General features: G+C 50.4%; 18 protein-coding genes. 14 read left to right on the plus strand and 4 right to left on the minus strand.

The window, feature by feature from the left end:
- Nucleotides 1–169 precede the first annotated feature (169 nt).
- Together FOC66_RS06810 and FOC66_RS06815 are read left to right on the plus strand one after the other, a co-directional pair.
- Nucleotides 170–1756 (plus strand): L-lactate permease, encoded by a 1587-nt coding sequence (locus FOC66_RS06810; protein ID WP_003748905.1) that lies wholly within the window; start codon nucleotides 170–172, stop codon nucleotides 1754–1756.
- 297 nt (nucleotides 1757–2053) lie between these two features.
- Nucleotides 2054–2416: a DUF7606 domain-containing protein gene (locus FOC66_RS06815; protein ID WP_003748906.1), complete on the plus strand. Its 363-nt coding sequence runs from the start codon at nucleotides 2054–2056 to the stop codon at nucleotides 2414–2416.
- Nucleotides 2417–2553: 137 nt separating this feature from the next.
- Here the strand turns inward: FOC66_RS06815 and dnaN are convergent, their stop codons facing one another.
- Nucleotides 2554–3657 carry a DNA polymerase III subunit beta gene (gene dnaN, locus FOC66_RS06820; protein ID WP_003748908.1) on the minus strand — a complete coding sequence of 368 codons (1104 nt, stop codon included), beginning with the start codon at nucleotides 3655–3657 and terminating at the stop codon, nucleotides 2554–2556.
- A 105-nt stretch (nucleotides 3658–3762) separates the two neighbouring features.
- Complete coding sequence (gene dnaA / locus FOC66_RS06825; protein ID WP_036494014.1) at nucleotides 3763–5331, minus strand: chromosomal replication initiator protein DnaA; 1569 nt, start codon at nucleotides 5329–5331, stop codon at nucleotides 3763–3765.
- A gap of 319 nt (nucleotides 5332–5650) precedes the next feature.
- Between dnaA and rpmH the strand changes: the two genes are divergently transcribed.
- The 4 genes from rpmH to yidC all read left to right on the plus strand — a co-directional run bounded on the left by rpmH (nucleotide 5651) and on the right by yidC (nucleotide 8112).
- Entirely contained in the window at nucleotides 5651–5785 is a 135-nt protein-coding gene (gene rpmH / locus FOC66_RS06830; protein ID WP_002214728.1) for a 50S ribosomal protein L34, read from the plus strand.
- A gap of 2 nt (nucleotides 5786–5787) precedes the next feature.
- The gene (gene rnpA, locus FOC66_RS06835; protein WP_003748912.1) at nucleotides 5788–6129 is read left to right on the plus strand and encodes a ribonuclease P protein component; all 342 of its coding nucleotides are present in this window, start codon (nucleotides 5788–5790) and stop codon (nucleotides 6127–6129) included.
- A complete protein-coding gene (gene yidD / locus FOC66_RS06840; protein WP_003682178.1) occupies nucleotides 6126–6347 on the plus strand; it encodes a membrane protein insertion efficiency factor YidD in 222 nt (73 codons plus the stop codon). The genes rnpA and yidD overlap by 4 nt, the downstream gene beginning before the upstream one ends.
- Before the next feature lie 118 nt (nucleotides 6348–6465).
- Nucleotides 6466–8112, plus strand: coding sequence for a membrane protein insertase YidC (gene yidC, locus FOC66_RS06845; protein ID WP_003748915.1), 1647 nt, complete (start codon nucleotides 6466–6468; stop codon nucleotides 8110–8112).
- Between the two features lie 94 nt (nucleotides 8113–8206).
- Here yidC and FOC66_RS06850 read toward each other — a convergent pair whose 3' ends face one another.
- Both FOC66_RS06850 and FOC66_RS06855 read right to left on the minus strand, forming a co-directional pair.
- Complete coding sequence (locus FOC66_RS06850; protein ID WP_003748918.1) at nucleotides 8207–8917, minus strand: SAM-dependent methyltransferase; 711 nt, start codon at nucleotides 8915–8917, stop codon at nucleotides 8207–8209.
- Nucleotides 8918–8971: 54 nt separating this feature from the next.
- A complete protein-coding gene (locus FOC66_RS06855) occupies nucleotides 8972–9562 on the minus strand; it encodes a Maf family protein (protein WP_172884824.1) in 591 nt (196 codons plus the stop codon).
- A 55-nt stretch (nucleotides 9563–9617) separates the two neighbouring features.
- Here FOC66_RS06855 and FOC66_RS06860 point away from each other — a divergent pair, with 55 nt between their 5' ends.
- The 8 genes from FOC66_RS06860 to FOC66_RS06895 all read left to right on the plus strand — a co-directional run bounded on the left by FOC66_RS06860 (nucleotide 9618) and on the right by FOC66_RS06895 (nucleotide 15669).
- The gene (locus FOC66_RS06860) at nucleotides 9618–10121 is read left to right on the plus strand and encodes a YceD family protein (RefSeq protein WP_003748922.1); all 504 of its coding nucleotides are present in this window, start codon (nucleotides 9618–9620) and stop codon (nucleotides 10119–10121) included.
- Nucleotides 10122–10154: 33 nt separating this feature from the next.
- Complete coding sequence (gene rpmF, locus FOC66_RS06865) at nucleotides 10155–10334, plus strand: 50S ribosomal protein L32 (RefSeq protein WP_002240035.1); 180 nt, start codon at nucleotides 10155–10157, stop codon at nucleotides 10332–10334.
- Between the two features lie 92 nt (nucleotides 10335–10426).
- Nucleotides 10427–10951, plus strand: coding sequence for a phosphoribosyltransferase (locus FOC66_RS06870; protein ID WP_003748924.1), 525 nt, complete (start codon nucleotides 10427–10429; stop codon nucleotides 10949–10951).
- A 120-nt stretch (nucleotides 10952–11071) separates the two neighbouring features.
- Entirely contained in the window at nucleotides 11072–12142 is a 1071-nt protein-coding gene (plsX, locus tag FOC66_RS06875) for a phosphate acyltransferase PlsX (protein WP_003748926.1), read from the plus strand.
- Nucleotides 12143–12295: 153 nt separating this feature from the next.
- Nucleotides 12296–13258, plus strand: coding sequence for a beta-ketoacyl-ACP synthase III (locus tag FOC66_RS06880; RefSeq protein ID WP_003748928.1), 963 nt, complete (start codon nucleotides 12296–12298; stop codon nucleotides 13256–13258).
- A gap of 51 nt (nucleotides 13259–13309) precedes the next feature.
- Nucleotides 13310–13657, plus strand: coding sequence for a DUF1294 domain-containing protein (locus FOC66_RS06885; RefSeq protein ID WP_036494016.1), 348 nt, complete (start codon nucleotides 13310–13312; stop codon nucleotides 13655–13657).
- A 9-nt stretch (nucleotides 13658–13666) separates the two neighbouring features.
- Nucleotides 13667–14593 carry an ACP S-malonyltransferase gene (fabD, locus tag FOC66_RS06890; protein WP_003748931.1) on the plus strand — a complete coding sequence of 309 codons (927 nt, stop codon included), beginning with the start codon at nucleotides 13667–13669 and terminating at the stop codon, nucleotides 14591–14593.
- 74 nt (nucleotides 14594–14667) lie between these two features.
- On the plus strand, nucleotides 14668–15669 hold the full coding sequence (locus FOC66_RS06895) for a hypothetical protein (protein ID WP_003748933.1): 1002 nt from the start codon (nucleotides 14668–14670) through the stop codon (nucleotides 15667–15669).
- The last annotated feature ends 42 nt before the right edge of the window (nucleotides 15670–15711 follow it).

The following is a 15711-nucleotide window of genomic DNA, read 5'->3' on the forward strand; positions in this document are numbered from 1 at the left end:
TACGTAAAGTGTGCAACAGTTTTCATAAATTGGTATAACCAATTTACCTGATAACTAACCGCATCTGAGGATGCAAATATCTATTCGAAAAACATTTATTGCTCAACACATCGTATCAAACCGCCATTACATTGACGGTTATGGTGCTTGTTGCCCCGAGGATATTCCTATGGCTCTCTTTCTCAGCATTTTCCCCATCATCCTGCTGATTTGGCTGATGGTTAAGAAAAACAGTATGCCGTCTTACATTGCGCTGCCGATTACCGCCGCGCTGATTTACGTCATCAAACTGTTTTATTTCGGCGACAACGCCATGTTGCTCAACGCAACGGCAGCGTCAGGCCTCGTCTCTACCCTGACCCCGATTACCGTGATTTTCGGTGCCATTATGTTCAACCGCATGATGGAAACCACCGGCTGTATCGACGTCATCCGCAAATGGCTGGCCACCATCAGCCCGAACCCGATTGCCCAATTGATGATCATCGGCTGGTCTTTCGCCTTTATGATTGAAGGCGCATCCGGTTTCGGTACGCCTGCCGCTATTGCCGCGCCAATCTTGATGAGCTTGGGCTTTAATCCGCTGAAAGTAGCCATCTTTACTTTGGTGATGAACTCTGTACCCGTTTCCTTCGGCGCGGTAGGCACACCGACTTGGTTCGGTTTCGCTCCGTTGAACCTGAGTGCCGAAAACATCCTTGCCATCGGCAGACAAACCGGCGTCATGCACTTCTTCGCAGGTTTCATCATCCCTGTCATCGGCTTGAGCTTCATCGTGCCTTGGGCTGAAATCCGCAAAAACTTGGGCTTCATCGGCATTGCCGTCTTCTCCTGTACCCTTCCTTATGTCGCATTGGCAATGGTCAATGAAGAGTTCCCATCTCTGGTTGCTGGCGCAATCGGCCTGATGGTTTCCGTATTCGCAGCAAACCGCGGCTGGGGCTTGAGCAAAGATTACGCCAAAGACCCGAATGCAGAAAAAGTACCTTTCACCCAAGTTGCCAAAGCACTGGCCCCTTTGGGTATGCTGATCGGCATGCTGGTGGTCACCCGTATCAAACAACTGGGCATTAAAGGCCTGTTGACCAGCAAAGAAGAATGGTTCAGCTTCCAACTGCCGTTTGATTTATCCAAAATCACCGTCAGCGACTCCCTGACCATCACCTTCGGCAACATCTTCGGTCAAGGCGTAAACGCTTCCTATCAAACCCTCTACGTTCCGGCTTGGATTCCGTTTGTCTTCACCGTTTGGATCTGCATCCTGCTGTACAAAACCAAATTCAAAGATGCATGGTCTTTCTACGCTGCAACGTTCAACCAAACCAAAAAACCGCTGCTTGCCCTGATGGGTGCGCTGATTATGGTTCAGCTGATGATGGTCGGCGGCGATGACTCCATGGTGAAAATCATCGGTAAAGAGTTTGCCGCGATGGCAGGCGAACACTGGGTGTACTTCTCCCCTTACCTTGGCGCAATCGGTGCATTCTTCTCAGGCTCCAACACTGTATCCAACCTGACCTTCGGTCCGATTCAACAACAAATCGCGCTTGATACCGGCCTGTCCGTTACCCTCATCCTCGCCCTGCAATCTGTCGGCGGCGCAATGGGCAACATGGTCTGCATCAACAACATCATCGCCGTGTGCAGCGTGTTGAACGTGAACAACGCCGAAGGCGCGATCATTAAGAAAACTGTCATCCCGATGAGCATCTATGGCGTCATCGCCGTGACTATCGCTTCAATTTTCTTCTTGTAAACCACTTCATATCAAAGGCCGTCTGAATATTCAGACGGCCTTTTTTGTATTCTTTCGCTATATTTCTTAAAGAATCATTAATGTATATATTCCGCAACAATCCGCATAGCCACTTTGCAACACCAAATTACAAACAACTTTCTATTAATAAACAATCAGGTAATCATAAGTAAACACTGTTTTGCAATTTACCTAATTGCCACTACCGACAAAACGCCTAAAATACGCTTCATCTGCAAACGGAAACCCTTTCTCACTTTGCAAGATGACACACAACCCTCATATGGAGCTTAGATCATGAAATTACTTTCTGTTATCACTGCAGCCGCATTGGCTACTGTTTCCTTCTCTGCTGCCGCTGCACCTGCCGGCTTCGTTTCTTACCGTTGTGACGGTGGCAAATCACTGAACGTGATGTACGGCTTTGACCGCAGCGGCCGCGCAGTTACTGCCGACGTAAACGCCGGTGGCAAAAAAGCCTCTTTGGTTGTCGACAAAAAACGTTCTGACAGCACTGGCACTACTTTCACCAACCGTCGCGGCTATGTAATGTCTGCCGGTTTCATCGACAAAAACACCCACACTACTTCTGAAGTAGTTGGCGTGAACGCCCCTAACGGCTCATTCCTGGTGAAAAACTGCGAACCACGTCCACGTTAATCCCAGCTTTCCTATTTAACCGAATCATCCCGGTTTAATCAAAAGGCCGTCTGAAAAACAATTTTCAGACGGCCTTTTGATTCAAGCCTATAAAAAAGAGCGTGTACCGTACACGCTCTTTTTGTTTGTTTTCCAAATCAAATACGCATCGGCATTACGATGTATTTGAAGTTCGGATTGTTCGGCATAGTAAACAGCGTTGAGCGGTTGGCATCGCCGAAGGCAAGCTGCATATCGTCGGAGTGGATATTACGCAACACATCCATCAGGTAGCCGATATTGAAACCGACTTCGAGTTCTCCGCCTTGGTAAGCGATTTCCAACTCTTCGCGCGCTTCTTCCTGCTCGTTGTTGCTACATACGACACTCAGCAAACCTGGCTGTAAGAACAGTCGCGCACCGCGGAATTTTTCATTGGCAAGAATGGCGGCACGTTCGAGCGCACCCAAAAGCTGAGTACGGGAAACGAGGAAAATCTTGTCGTTATCCAAAGGAATCACGCGGTTAAAGTCGGGGAACTTGCCGTCGATGACTTTGCTGACAATGGTTGTACCATTGCATTGGAAGCGTACTTGATTGTCCAAAAGCTCAACGGTGATGGATTCGGACGGATTGTTCAACAGCTTGAAGAGTTCCAATACCGTTTTACGCGGCAGGATGACTTCTGTTTTCGGCAGTTCCGCTTCAATTTGGCTGGCCGCATAAGCAAGGCGGTGGCCGTCGGTTGCAACAAGGCGCAGTTGGTTGCCTTCGACCTGCATCAGCAAGCCGTTGAGGTAATAGCGGATGTCTTGAACCGCCATGCTGTATTGCACTTGCGAAAGCATGGTTTTGAAGGTTTCTTGAGTCAGCGAGAAAGTTGCGCTGACATCGTTGCCGACACTCATCAAAGGAAAGTCTTCTGCCGGCAGGGTTTGCAGGGCAAAACGGGATTTGCCCGCACGCAGAGTCAAACGGTTGTCCGCCCAATCTAAGGACACCAGCGCACTGTCGGGCAGGGCGCGCAGGATGTCTTGGAATTTTTTAGCATTGGTCGTAATGCGGAAATCGCCTGCCTGACTTTCAGGGCCGGCGGTATTGATTTGGATTTCCAAGTCGGTTGCCAAAAGTTTGGTTTGTCCGTCTTTGCTTTCCAGCAACACATTGGACAGAATCGGCAGAGTATGACGACGCTCAACGATACCGGTAACGGCTTGCAACGGCTTGAGCAGACTGTCGCGGTCGGCTTGTAAAATCAGCATGTTCCATTCCTTTGAATTTGAAATCGGTTGATTTGGGTATTTTAAAATATTTTTTGTATTCAGACGGCCTCATATCGATATCAGGCCGTCTGAAATTGCATTGGGTCAGTTTTGAATCAAAATCAGCAGCTTTTCGTAGTCTTGCGCCAATTCAGGGTCTTCTTCGCGCAGTTTCGCCACTGCTTTCACGCCGTGCATCACAGTCGTGTGGTCGCGTCCACCAAAGGCATCACCGATAGACGGCAGGCTGAGCGTGGTCAGCTCTTTGGTCAGGCTCATGGCGACTTGGCGCGGTCGGGCGATGTTACGCGTACGCTTTTTTCCCAATATATCGCTGATTTTAATGCGATAATATTTGGCCGTCGCATCGATGATGATGTCGGCGGTAATGACTTTGTGTTTCTCGGCAATAATATCCTGCAAAGCCGTACGCGCCAAATCCATATCGATAACAGGACGGTTCATAAAACGGCTGCTGGCGCTGACACGGTTAAACGCGCCTTCCAGCTCACGCACATTGGAGCGGATCAAATTGGCAATAAATAAAGCGGCTTCGTCTTCGATACTGATACCGGCTGCTTCTGCCTTTTTCTGCAAAATCGCCACGCGCATTTCCAATTCAGGCGGTTCGAGTTCCAAAGTCAAACCCCATGAGAAACGGGACTTGAGACGGTCATCCATACCCTCGATTTTGGCAGGCAATACGTCGCACGTCAGGATCAGTTGTTTTTTCTCGTTGTGGAAATGGTTGTATAGATAGAAGAATTCTTCCATCGTACGGTCTTTACCTTTAATAAACTGAATATCGTCGATAATCAGCAGGTCATATTGCTTGTATTGTTGCTTGAACACATCATAAGTGTTGTTGCGCACAGCCTTCATAAAGCTGCGGATATAGTCGTCCGAGTGCATATAGCGCACTTTGGCATCAGGACGGTTTTTCAGCAATTCGTTGCCGATGGCCTGCACCAAGTGGGTTTTACCCAAACCCGTGCTGCCGTACAGAAAAAACGGGTTGTAGCCCTGCCCCGGATTCTCCGCAATCGCTTGGGCGGCGGCTGCGGCAAGGCGGTTGCCCTTACCTTCCACCAAGGTTTCAAATGTATAGTCGCGCGACAGATTAGTCTGTTCGTAGCGCGCTTCTTCCGCATCGTGTTGCGCGGCGGCTTTAGCTTTGGCAACTGCTTTAGACTCAGCCGGAGCGGCAGTTTGCACTTGAGGCTCATGCGGCAGGTTTTTCATGCGTTGCGCCAAAATCTCGGCAGCCGTCATGGCAGCGGCAGGCTTGGAAACCGTTTCAGACGGCCCATCTTCTTCCACCGCCGCAGCAGTTTGCAAAGGCATTTGAACAGGCTCTACACACTCTTCAACTTCAATGACTTCTTGCACTTGCACCGGAGCAACAGCCTGAGCCGCCATTTCATAATGCGTACCTACGCCCGGCTTAAACGCAAACGCAGCCTGCTGAGGCACCAATTCGGCACGCACGGCGTCAATTTTGGCGGCAAACTGGCTTTTGAGCATATTGCAGGCAAATTGGTTTTTACCATACACCACCCATACGCCGTTTTCTTCGCCCACGGTCAAAGGCGCAATCCATTGCGCAAACTGCCCGGCAGGCAACATTTCGTGAAGGCGGCAAAGGCACAGCGGCCAAAATTCAGCTAACGTCATGAGATTAAGCTCGGAAAATGGAAGATTTGGGAAATACAAGAAGGCAGAGCAGACAGGCAATCCGATAAAAATCAAATTTTTACAATATTCCCGCTGCTTTCAGACGGCCTTGCGCACAGAGAAAAGCAAGGTTGGGCGATTATACCCATTCCGCTCTTTTTTATCCACAACCGCCGCAAAATTTTATCCACAAATTCTATCAACGCATCAAACCCGTTGTCACACTTTAGCCGACGAAAAGTTTTTATATTGATTGACAAAAGCAACAAATTGGAGTGTAATTCACGGTTTAATTATCTACCAATTTTTAGGAAACATCATGAAACGCACTTATCAACCTTCCGTTACCAAACGCAAACGCACCCACGGCTTCTTGGTTCGCTCCAAAACCCGCGGTGGTCGCGCAGTATTGGCTGCCCGTCGCGCCAAAGGCCGCAAACGCCTGGCTGTATAATTTTGAATTACGGCTTCTCGAAGCAGTATCGCTTATTAAAAACGGATGATTTTTCATCCGTTTTTGCGTTGAAAAACCGACGCAGCCGCGATTTGCTGCAAGTCTCCCAGTCCGCAGACAACGCGCTCGGCCATCCGCGACTTGGTTTGGTCGTCAGCAAAAAGACCGCCAAACGTGCCCATGACCGCAATTATATGAAGCGCGTCATCCGCGACTGGTTCAGGCTGAATCAACACCAGCTGCCGCCGCATGATTTTGTTGTGCGCGTGCGTCAGGCGTTTAATCGGGAAACCGCCCCAGAAGCCCGCAACCAACTTGCCCAGCTGATGAAAAAACGCCGATGAACACCCTGCTTTCCAAGCTCCTCCTTGCACTCATCCGCTTTTACCAATACTGCATCAGCCCCCTCATTCCGCCGCGCTGCCGCTATACCCCGACCTGTTCACAATACGCAGTCGAAGCCGTCAAAAAATACGGCGCATTCAAAGGCGGATGGCTAGCCATCAAACGCATCGCACGATGCCATCCTTTCGGCGGACACGGACACGACCCTGTTCCATAATGCTGCTGTCAACCATTTAAAGAACACGATTTCCTTTAATTTCCCGTCGGTTTCTATATAATGCCGTCTGAAGCAGTTTTCATCTCGATTACCTATCCGTCAATTCCAGGAATCTCTTATGGATTTTAAAAGACTAATGGCGTTTTTTGCCATTTCAGTAGCAATTTTTGCCGGCTGGGAACATTTCTTCCCCAGCCCCAAACCTAATCCGGCGCAACAAGCCGCGCAACAGCAAACGGCCGCCGCCCCAGCAAAAGCCGCTGCCGAAGCCGCGCTTGCCCCGGCCTCCCCCATTACCGTTACCACGGACACAGTTAAAGCCGTCATCGATGAAAAAAGCGGTGACCTGCGCCAGCTGACCCTCTTGCAATACAAAGCAACCGGCGACGAACACAAACCTTTCGTCCTGTTTAACGATGGCAAAGAATACACCTACGTTGCCCAATCCGAGCTTTTGGACGCACAAGGCAACAACGTTCTGAAAGGCATCAGCTTTAGCGCCCCGCAAAAACAATACAGTTTGGAAGGCGACAAAGTCGAAGTCCGCCTGAGCGCGCCTGAAACCAACGGCCTGAAAATCGACAAAGTTTATACTTTCACCAAAGGCAGCTACTTGGTTAACGTCCGTTTCGACATTACCAACAGCAAAGGCCAACCCGTCAACCTGAGCGCAGACTACCGCATCGTCCGCGACCACAGCGAACCCGAAGGCCAAGGCTACTTTACCCGCTCTTACGTCGGCCCGGTGGTTTACTCCCCTGAAGGCGGCTTCCAAAAAGTCAGCTTCTCTGATTTGGACGACGATGCCAAATCCGGCAAATCCGAAGCCGAATACATCCGCAAAACGCCGACCGGCTGGCTCGGCATGATTGAACACCATTTCATGTCCACTTGGATTTTGCAGCCTAAAGACGGCCAAAGCGTTTGCGCCGCAGGCGACTGCCGTATCGACATCAAACGCCGCAACGACAACCTGTACAGCGCAAGCGTCAGCGTGCCTTTAGCCGCCATCCAAGCCGGCGCGAAAGCCGAAACCGCCATCAACCTGTATGCCGGTCCGCAAACCACTTCCGTTATCGCCAACATTGCCGACAAACTGCAACTGGCCAAAGACTACGGCAAAGTACACTGGTTCGCCTCCCCGCTCTTCTGGCTCTTGAACCAACTGCACAACATCATCGGCAACTGGGGCTGGGCAATCATCGTTTTGACCATCATCGTCAAAGCCGTGCTGTACCCGTTGACCAACGCCTCTTACCGCTCTATGGCAAAAATGCGTGCCGCTGCGCCTAAATTGCAAGCCATCAAAGAAAAATACGGCGATGACCGCATGGCACAACAACAAGCCATGATGCAGCTTTACAAAGACGAGAAAATCAATCCGCTGGGCGGCTGTCTGCCTATGCTGTTGCAAATCCCCGTCTTCATTGGTCTGTACTGGGCATTGTTCGCCTCCGTAGAATTGCGCCAAGCGCCTTGGTTGGGCTGGATTACCGACTTGAGCCGTCCGGATCCTTTCTACATCCTGCCTTTGATTATGGCGGCAACCATGTTTGCACAAACTTATCTGAATCCGCCGTCAACCGACCCTATGCAGGCGAAAATGATGAAAGTCATGCCTTTGATTTTCTCCATCATGTTCTTCTTCTTCCCTGCCGGTTTGGTTCTGTACTGGGTAGTCAACAACCTCTTGACCATCGCCCAACAATGGCACATCAACCGCAGCATCGAAAAACAACGCGCCCAAGGCGAAGTCGTTTCTTGATAAAAGCTTAGGCAACACAAAGGCCGTCTGTTGTTCAGACGGCCTTTTTTATTTCCCCAAACAAATACAGTTTGAAATTGAACCCAATCCAGTTTTAAGCGGCATGCAACACAAAAATTGTCGGGCGTTTTTTCAAATTCGGCATTTCTTTTCTTTTTCTCCACTGCGCAATCGTCTGGCTGATGATTTCCTGTGTCGGCAAGGTTAAGTCCGTGGCCACGCATAATCGCGTTTCAGGATGCAGGTTTTCCACCGCATCAGCCAACAACGCATCGTTGCGATACGGCGTTTCGATAAACAGCTGCGTTTCATTCTGCTGGCGCGAACGTTGTTCCAAAGCCTTCAAACGCTGAATCCGCTCATTTTTTTCAGACGGCAAATAACCCTTAAACGCAAAGTTCTGACCATTCGCACCCGAAGCCATCAGCGCCAGCAACAAACTGGACGGCCCGACCAAAGGTCGTACTTCAAAACCGTGTTTATGCGCCAACGCCACCAAATTCGCGCCCGGGTCGGCAACAGCCGGGCAACCTGCCTCGCTGACAATACCCATACTGCGCCCTTCTTGCAAAGGTTTCAGCAATTCCGGCAAAGTCTTCAAATCCGTGTGTTCATTCAGCGTTTGCAGATTCAGCTCGCGGATAGGCGTAGTTACGCCCAAGTATTTCAAATGCGCGCGCGCTGTTTTCTCCGCTTCCACGACAAAATCCGTCAGCCCGACAATCGCCTGTTGCTCATGCGGCAACAGGCTTGGCGTATCAGGCGCACCCAAAGGGGTAGGAATCAAATACAAAATCGGTTTCATTCTTGCAGCTCCAAAAAATCTCAGGCCGTCTGAACACATTCAGACGGCTTCAAACTATAAAACTTCCACACCTTCGTTTTTCAAAAAATCAATCAGACGGAAAATCGGAAGACCGATCAAAGCATTCGGGTCCGTACTTTCAATACGCTCCAACAAAGCAGCGCCCAAACCCTCGCTCTTCGCCGCACCTGCACAATAAACCGCATCCGGCTCGCGTTCCAAATATCGGCTGATTTGTTCCTGCGACAACTGGCGCATGGTAACCACCGTATGATCGACATGATGCTGAACCTTGCCCGTGGCAGTATTCAAAAGCACGATTGCACTGTAAAATTCAATCCGTTTTCCGCTCAAGTCCGCCAGCATCTGTTGTGCATTTGCGACGTTCATCGGTTTGCCCAACTGCCGTCCTTCGCACCATGCGACTTGGTCTGCGCCGATAATCAGCGCGGCAGGGAAAGCTGCCGCCAATGAACGGGCTTTGCCTTTAGCCAAACGCAGCGCCGTCTCGCCCGCATGCTCGCCCGCAATAGGCGTTTCGTCAAAATCAGGCGATGCCGTCTGAAAATCGATACCCAAACGGCGAAGCTGTCCGCAGCGGAAAACCGAACTCGACCCTAAAACCAAAGGCAGTTTTACTTCCATATTTTTACTTAAAAACATTGACGTTAGACCGCCGAAATTATATCATACTCCGTTTATGTCATACCCTAATTTGATTGACCCAGAAGTTTTCGCCGCCGAAGGGCAGAATCTGCAAGGCAGCTTCCTGCTCGAAGAATTGGATGAACGAGTCAGTTCGCACGATTATCCGGCCGACAAACAGACGCGCGTGTCGTTTACGCTGCAAGGTGGCCGCGACCGGCTGCAACGTCTGTTTCTCGATTTGAACGTCAAAGCCGACATGCCCCTGATTTGCCAGCGTTGCATTACGCCCATGCCGTTTCTACTCGATGAAACCAGCCGTATCGTCTTGTTTGCCGATGAAGAGAGTTTGGACGAAGCCATGCTTGCCGATGAAGAATTGGAAGGTATGCTGCTCGAAAAAGAGCTAGACGTACGAACTCTGGTCGAAGACCAAATCCTGATGTCGCTCCCTTTCTCCCCTCGACACAAAGACTGCGGCAACAATGGGACACTGGAAGAAGTCAATCGGGACAAACCAAACCCCTTCGCTGTTTTAGCAGGTTTGAAAAGCAGTTAATTAGGACACAGTTTATTTATTTAGGAGCTTGAAATGGCCGTTCAACAAAACAAAAAATCCCCTTCTAAACGCGGTATGCACCGTTCACACGACGCTCTGACTGCGCCTTCTCTGTCTGTCGACAGCGCAACCGGCGAAGTGCATCGTCCACACCACATTTCTCCAAACGGTATGTACCGTGGCCGTAAAGTGGTAAAAGCTAAAGGCGAATAATCCGTTCGTCTGACTGAAAAAGCCAGAATATTGCCATGCAATGACTGGCTTTTTTGCATTGCACCCTGTATTTTCCTCTTCGGAAGCACACCATGAAACGTAAAATCTGGTACACCTACGACGACATCCACCGCGTAATCAAAGGATTGGCGGAAAAAATCCAAAACTCCGGCACCAAATACGATGCCATGATTGCCATTGGCGGCGGCGGTTTTATCCCTGCCCGCATGTTGCGCTGCTTCTTGGAAATCCCGATTTACGCCGTGACCACAGCCTACTACGACAACGATCACGAAGGTCAAGTGACCGAAGAAGTGAAAAAAGTCCAATGGCTCGATCCCGTTCCCGATGTACTGAAAGGCAAAAACGTACTGGTTGTTGACGAAGTGGACGACAGCCGCGTTACCATGGAATTCTGCCTGAACGAATTGTTGAAAGAAGATTTCGGCACCATCGGCGTGGCAGTATTGCATGAAAAAATCAAAGCCAAAGTCGGCAAGATTCCCGAAGGCATCCCTTATTTCAGCGGCATTACCGTGGAAGACTGGTGGATTAACTATCCTTGGGACGCGCTGGACATCGACGAACACAATAAATTGGCCGCGCAAAACCGATAAATCCGGCATAACCGTCGCAACAAGCCTTTCCATCTGATTTTCAATCTATCTCTGAAAATCAGATGAGTGTGCTTGTCCGATGGTCCGAGGCCGTCTGAAACACACAAACCGGAGAACAACATGATTACACTGGCCGTAGATGCCATGGGCGGAGATGCAGGCCTTGCGATTACCGTCCCCGGTGCAGTGGATTTCCTAAAACAACAATCCGACGTACACCTGATTATGGTCGGCGATGAAGCAGCAGTCCGCCAAGCATTAAGCTCGGCAGGCGCGCCCATGGACCGCATTACCGTCTGCCATGCAGCACAAGTTGTTGAAATGGATGAAGCGCCGCAATCCGCGCTGAAAAACAAAAAAGAATCATCCATGCGCATCGCCATCAACCAAGTTAAAGAAGGCAACGCGCAAGCCGCCGTATCGGCAGGCAATACCGGCGCATTGATGGCGACCGCCCGATTCGTCCTCAAAACCATTCCCGGCATTGAGCGCCCCGCCATCGCCAAATTTCTGCCTTCCGACAGCGAACACGTTACCTTAGCTTTGGATTTGGGTGCAAATGTCGATTGCACGCCCGAGCAACTGGTTCAATTTGCCATCATCGGCAGCGAGCTGGTACACGCCCTGCACCCGGAAAAAGGCAGCCCGCGCGTCGCTCTTTTGAACGTCGGTACTGAAGATATCAAAGGTACGGATGCCGTCAAACAAACCTTTAAACTGTTGAGCAGCAGCAAACTCAACTTCATCGGCAATATCGAAAGCAACAGCGTTTTGTATGGCGAAGCCGATGTCGTTGTCGCAGACGGATTTGTCGGCAACGTTATGCTCAAAACCATTGAAGGCGCGGTTAAATTCATGAGCGGTGCCATCCGCCGTGAATTCCAAAGCACCCTGTTCAACAAACTTGCCGCCATTGCCGCCCTGCCCGCGCTCAAAGGCTTGAAAGGCAAACTTGATCCGCGTAAATTTAACGGCGCCATCCTGCTTGGTTTACGCGGTATCGTGATTAAGAGCCACGGCGGAACCGACGAAGTCGGCTTCCGTTATGCTTTGGAGGAAGCCTACCACGAAGCCAAATCCGCCGGCCTCGCCCAAATCGAACAAGGCGTAGCCACCCAGTTGGCCGCTTTAGAAGCCGCCAAAGCAGAAGCAGAGCAGGAAGAAACCGCCGCTCCGGCCACGGAAGCTTAAGGCTGATATACACAGGCCGTCTGAAACTTCAAAACGTTCAGACGGCCTGTTTTTATCTTTGAAACACCAACTTCATGCTTCATATTGGGAATTTCCCCATTTTCGCTTACAATATCCGACTATCCGAATTAACTCTCTAAAAAGGCCGTTCTCATGCAATATGCCAAAATTTCCGGCACAGGCAGCTATCTTCCTGCCAACCGCGTCAGCAATGACGACCTTGCCAAAAAAGTGGACACTTCCGACGAATGGATTACCACGCGTACAGGCATCAAATTCCGCCATATTGCAGACGAGGGCGAAAAAACCAGCGACTTGGCCGCCGAATCAGCACGTCGCGCCTTGGCAGATGCCCATTTACAGGCTGACGACATCGACCTGATTATCGTTGCCACAGCCACTCCCGATATGCAGTTCCCCTCTACTGCGACCATCGTTCAGCAAAAATTAGGCATAACCAACGGCTGCCCCGCCTTTGACGTCCAAGCCGTGTGCGCCGGTTTTATGTATGCCATGACCACTGCCAATGCATACATCAAAAGCGGCATGGCGAAAAACGCTTTGGTTATCGGCGCGGAAACCTTCAGCCGCATCGTCGATTGGAACGACCGCACCACCTGCGTCCTCTTTGGTGACGGCGCAGGCGCGGTTGTCTTAAGCGCATCTGACGAACCGGGCATCATCCACAGCAAACTCAAAGCCGACGGCAACTACCTCAACCTTTTAAACGTCCCCGGACAAATCGCCAACGGCCAGGTTTGCGGCTCGCCCTACATCAGCATGGACGGCCCCGGCGTATTCAAATTTGCCGTCAAAATGCTGGCAAAAATTGCAGATGACGTTATCGAAGAAGCCGGATACACCGCCGATCAAATCGATTGGATTGTGCCGCACCAAGCCAACAAGCGCATTATCGACTCTACCGCCAAACACTTGGGCTTGAGCATGGACAAAGTAATCTTGACCGTCCAAGACCACGGCAACACTTCCGCAGCCTCCATTCCGTTGGCACTGGATGTCGGCATTAAAAACGGCCAAATCAAACGCGGACAAAACCTCTTGCTCGAAGGCATCGGCGGCGGTTTTGCCTGGGGTGCGGTTTTGGTGAAATACTAATGGTTGGACCGTCTGAACACCTCTTTCAGACGGCCTATTCTGCTCAAACCCATGAAATCCCTAACGTTTGCACTCTGCATCAGCAGCCTGTTTTTAAGCATAACGGCTGTAATATTGCCCAAACTGGCAATCGCCTATCTCGCACTGAGTGCATACGTTTTCCTGCTTTACTACCAAGACAAACAGCGCGCACGCAAGCACGACAGGCGCATACCCGAAGCAAAATTGCACCTGCTCAACCTGCTTGGCGGCTGGCCGGGCGGTTATTGCGGCAGCCTCATATTCCGGCATAAAACCAGCAAACCCGAATTTGTCCGCACCTTCCGGCTGAGTGCCGCAACCAATATTGTCGCCACCCTCCTTCTGCTGGCAGACACCCTCAAACATTCAAACCAATAAGGAATTACCATGTCTTTCGCATTCTTCTTCCCCGGACAAGGCTCACAAAGCCTAGGCATGATGAACGGTTTTGCCGAGCAAACCATCGTTAAAGCCACATTTGAAGAAGCTTCCGCCGTATTGGGTCAAGACCTGTGGGCAATGATTAACGGCGAAGATGCCGAATTAATCGGTCAAACCGTCAACACCCAGCCCATCATGCTGGCTGCCGGCATTGCCACCTACCGCGCCTACTTGGAAGCCGGCGGAAAAACCCCTTCCGTCGTTGCAGGCCACAGCCTCGGCGAATACACCGCCCTCGTCGCCGCCGGCGCATTGGATTTTGCAGACGCAGTCAAACTGGTCCGCCTGCGCGCCGAACTCATGCAATCTGCCGTACCGCAAGGCGTAGGTGCAATGGCCGCTATTTTGGGTTTGGAAGACGAACAAGTCAAAGCCATTTGTGCCGAAGCCGCACAAGGCGAAGTCGTTGAAGCCGTCAACTTCAACTCCCCAGGCCAAGTCGTGATTGCCGGCAATACCGCCGCAGTCGAACGCGCCATGGCCGCCGCCAAAGAAGCCGGAGCCAAACGCGCCCTACCGCTGCCCGTTTCCGTTCCCTCACATTGCAGCCTCATGAAGCCCGCAGCGGAAAAACTTGCCGAAGCATTGAAAGACATCACCATCAAACAACCGCAAATCCGCGTCATTCATAACGCCGATGTTGCCTCTTATGATGATGCCGACAAAATCAAAGATGCCCTAGTACGCCAACTGTACAGCCCGGTGCGCTGGACAGAAACCGTCAACGCGCTTGTTTCCGAAGGCATCACCGAATCCGCCGAATGCGGCCCCGGCAAAGTCCTCGCAGGCCTCGCCAAACGCATTAACAAAGAAGCCGTATGCAGCGCATTGACCAATGCCGACCAAGTGGCTGCATTTATCGAAGCCCACTAAAACGTTTTCAGACGGCTTTATCCTGTCAGGCAAGGCCGTCTGAAAAATCAGCTCCACTCCAATCCGAATACATTATGAAAAAAACCATTATTCTTGCCGTTCCCTACATGTACGGACTGGATCAATGTATCGAAAAAAATCTGCGTTTTCTTGGTTTTGAGGTCATCAACCTGTGCTATGACGACCGGGATTCCTATTACCCGAACTTGGGCAGCAGACTCAAAAACCTCTACCACAAACACATCACCAAAGACGGCAACTATAAAAAATACCTCAAATACAGCCGCCACCTCGACGACATTCAGCAAAAATTGGCCTCGCTAAACGGTAAAAAAGCCGACTATGCGCTCTGTATCCGCGCCAATATTTACCCCAAAGAAATCATCGCCACCATCCGCGAATACAGCAATGTTTGCGTGAATTATCAATGGGATGGCGTAGGTCGTTTCCCAGATATTATTGAATATTTGGATTATTTTGACCAATGTTGGGTTTTCGATCCCGACGATATTCAAAAATATCCACAATGCCGTTTCAAAGCCACCACCAATTTTTACTTTGACTTTCCTGTGGCGGAATATGCGCCTACCAACAAACTCTACTTTTTGGGTGGCTATGAACTCCGACGCGAAGAGCAAACCAAACGCTTTATCCAAGAAACCGAACGCCTCAACCTACCCTTGGATTTCCATATCTACTGCAAAGATGACAGGGCCGAAAAAGCCTTCGGACACAACGGCATCCGCTATCTCAACCGCAGCAGCATCCTCAGCTTTGAAGAAAACCTCAGCCAAGTGCAAAGTTGCGGCGCAGTCGTCGATTTTGCACAATTCGAACATTACGGCTTATCATTCCGTATCTTTGATGCGTTGCGTTTCGATAAAAAACTGATTACCACCAACAAACATATCTTGGAGACCGACCTATACCACCCAGACCGCGTGTTCTTATGGGACGGCGGTAGTTTAGACGCATTGCCTGAATTTTTGGCACGCCCGTATCAGCAACCTGCCCCTGAAATCAAAGCCTATTATTCATTTACACAATGGCTGAACCGCCTACTCGGCATTGATTAACCCTATGCCGATAGCAAATATCCCTATCTGACAAAATATTAT

It is taken from the genome of Neisseria mucosa (assembly GCF_013267835.1).
Lineage (GTDB): Bacteria > Pseudomonadota > Gammaproteobacteria > Burkholderiales > Neisseriaceae > Neisseria.

Bases quoted from the DNA above. Each gene is read 5' to 3' on its own strand.
- FOC66_RS06885 (WP_036494016.1), top strand. From the start codon at position 13,310: ATGAAATCCCTAACGTTTGCACTCTGCATCAGCAGCCTGTTTTTAAGC.
- fabD (WP_003748931.1), top strand. From the start codon at position 13,667: ATGTCTTTCGCATTCTTCTTCCCCGGACAAGGCTCACAAAGCCTAGGC.
- dnaN (WP_003748908.1), bottom strand. From the start codon at position 3,657: ATGCTGATTTTACAAGCCGACCGCGACAGTCTGCTCAAGCCGTTGCAA.
- FOC66_RS06870 (WP_003748924.1), top strand. From the start codon at position 10,427: ATGAAACGTAAAATCTGGTACACCTACGACGACATCCACCGCGTAATC.
- FOC66_RS06850 (WP_003748918.1), bottom strand. From the start codon at position 8,917: ATGAAACCGATTTTGTATTTGATTCCTACCCCTTTGGGTGCGCCTGAT.
- FOC66_RS06815 (WP_003748906.1), top strand. From the start codon at position 2,054: ATGAAATTACTTTCTGTTATCACTGCAGCCGCATTGGCTACTGTTTCC.
- dnaA (WP_036494014.1), bottom strand. From the start codon at position 5,331: ATGACGTTAGCTGAATTTTGGCCGCTGTGCCTTTGCCGCCTTCACGAA.
- rpmH (WP_002214728.1), top strand. From the start codon at position 5,651: ATGAAACGCACTTATCAACCTTCCGTTACCAAACGCAAACGCACCCAC.
- FOC66_RS06860 (WP_003748922.1), top strand. From the start codon at position 9,618: ATGTCATACCCTAATTTGATTGACCCAGAAGTTTTCGCCGCCGAAGGG.
- plsX (WP_003748926.1), top strand. From the start codon at position 11,072: ATGATTACACTGGCCGTAGATGCCATGGGCGGAGATGCAGGCCTTGCG.
- FOC66_RS06810 (WP_003748905.1), top strand. From the start codon at position 170: ATGGCTCTCTTTCTCAGCATTTTCCCCATCATCCTGCTGATTTGGCTG.
- yidC (WP_003748915.1), top strand. From the start codon at position 6,466: ATGGATTTTAAAAGACTAATGGCGTTTTTTGCCATTTCAGTAGCAATT.
- FOC66_RS06855 (WP_172884824.1), bottom strand. From the start codon at position 9,562: ATGGAAGTAAAACTGCCTTTGGTTTTAGGGTCGAGTTCGGTTTTCCGC.
- FOC66_RS06880 (WP_003748928.1), top strand. From the start codon at position 12,296: ATGCAATATGCCAAAATTTCCGGCACAGGCAGCTATCTTCCTGCCAAC.
- rpmF (WP_002240035.1), top strand. From the start codon at position 10,155: ATGGCCGTTCAACAAAACAAAAAATCCCCTTCTAAACGCGGTATGCAC.
- yidD (WP_003682178.1), top strand. From the start codon at position 6,126: ATGAACACCCTGCTTTCCAAGCTCCTCCTTGCACTCATCCGCTTTTAC.
- FOC66_RS06895 (WP_003748933.1), top strand. From the start codon at position 14,668: ATGAAAAAAACCATTATTCTTGCCGTTCCCTACATGTACGGACTGGAT.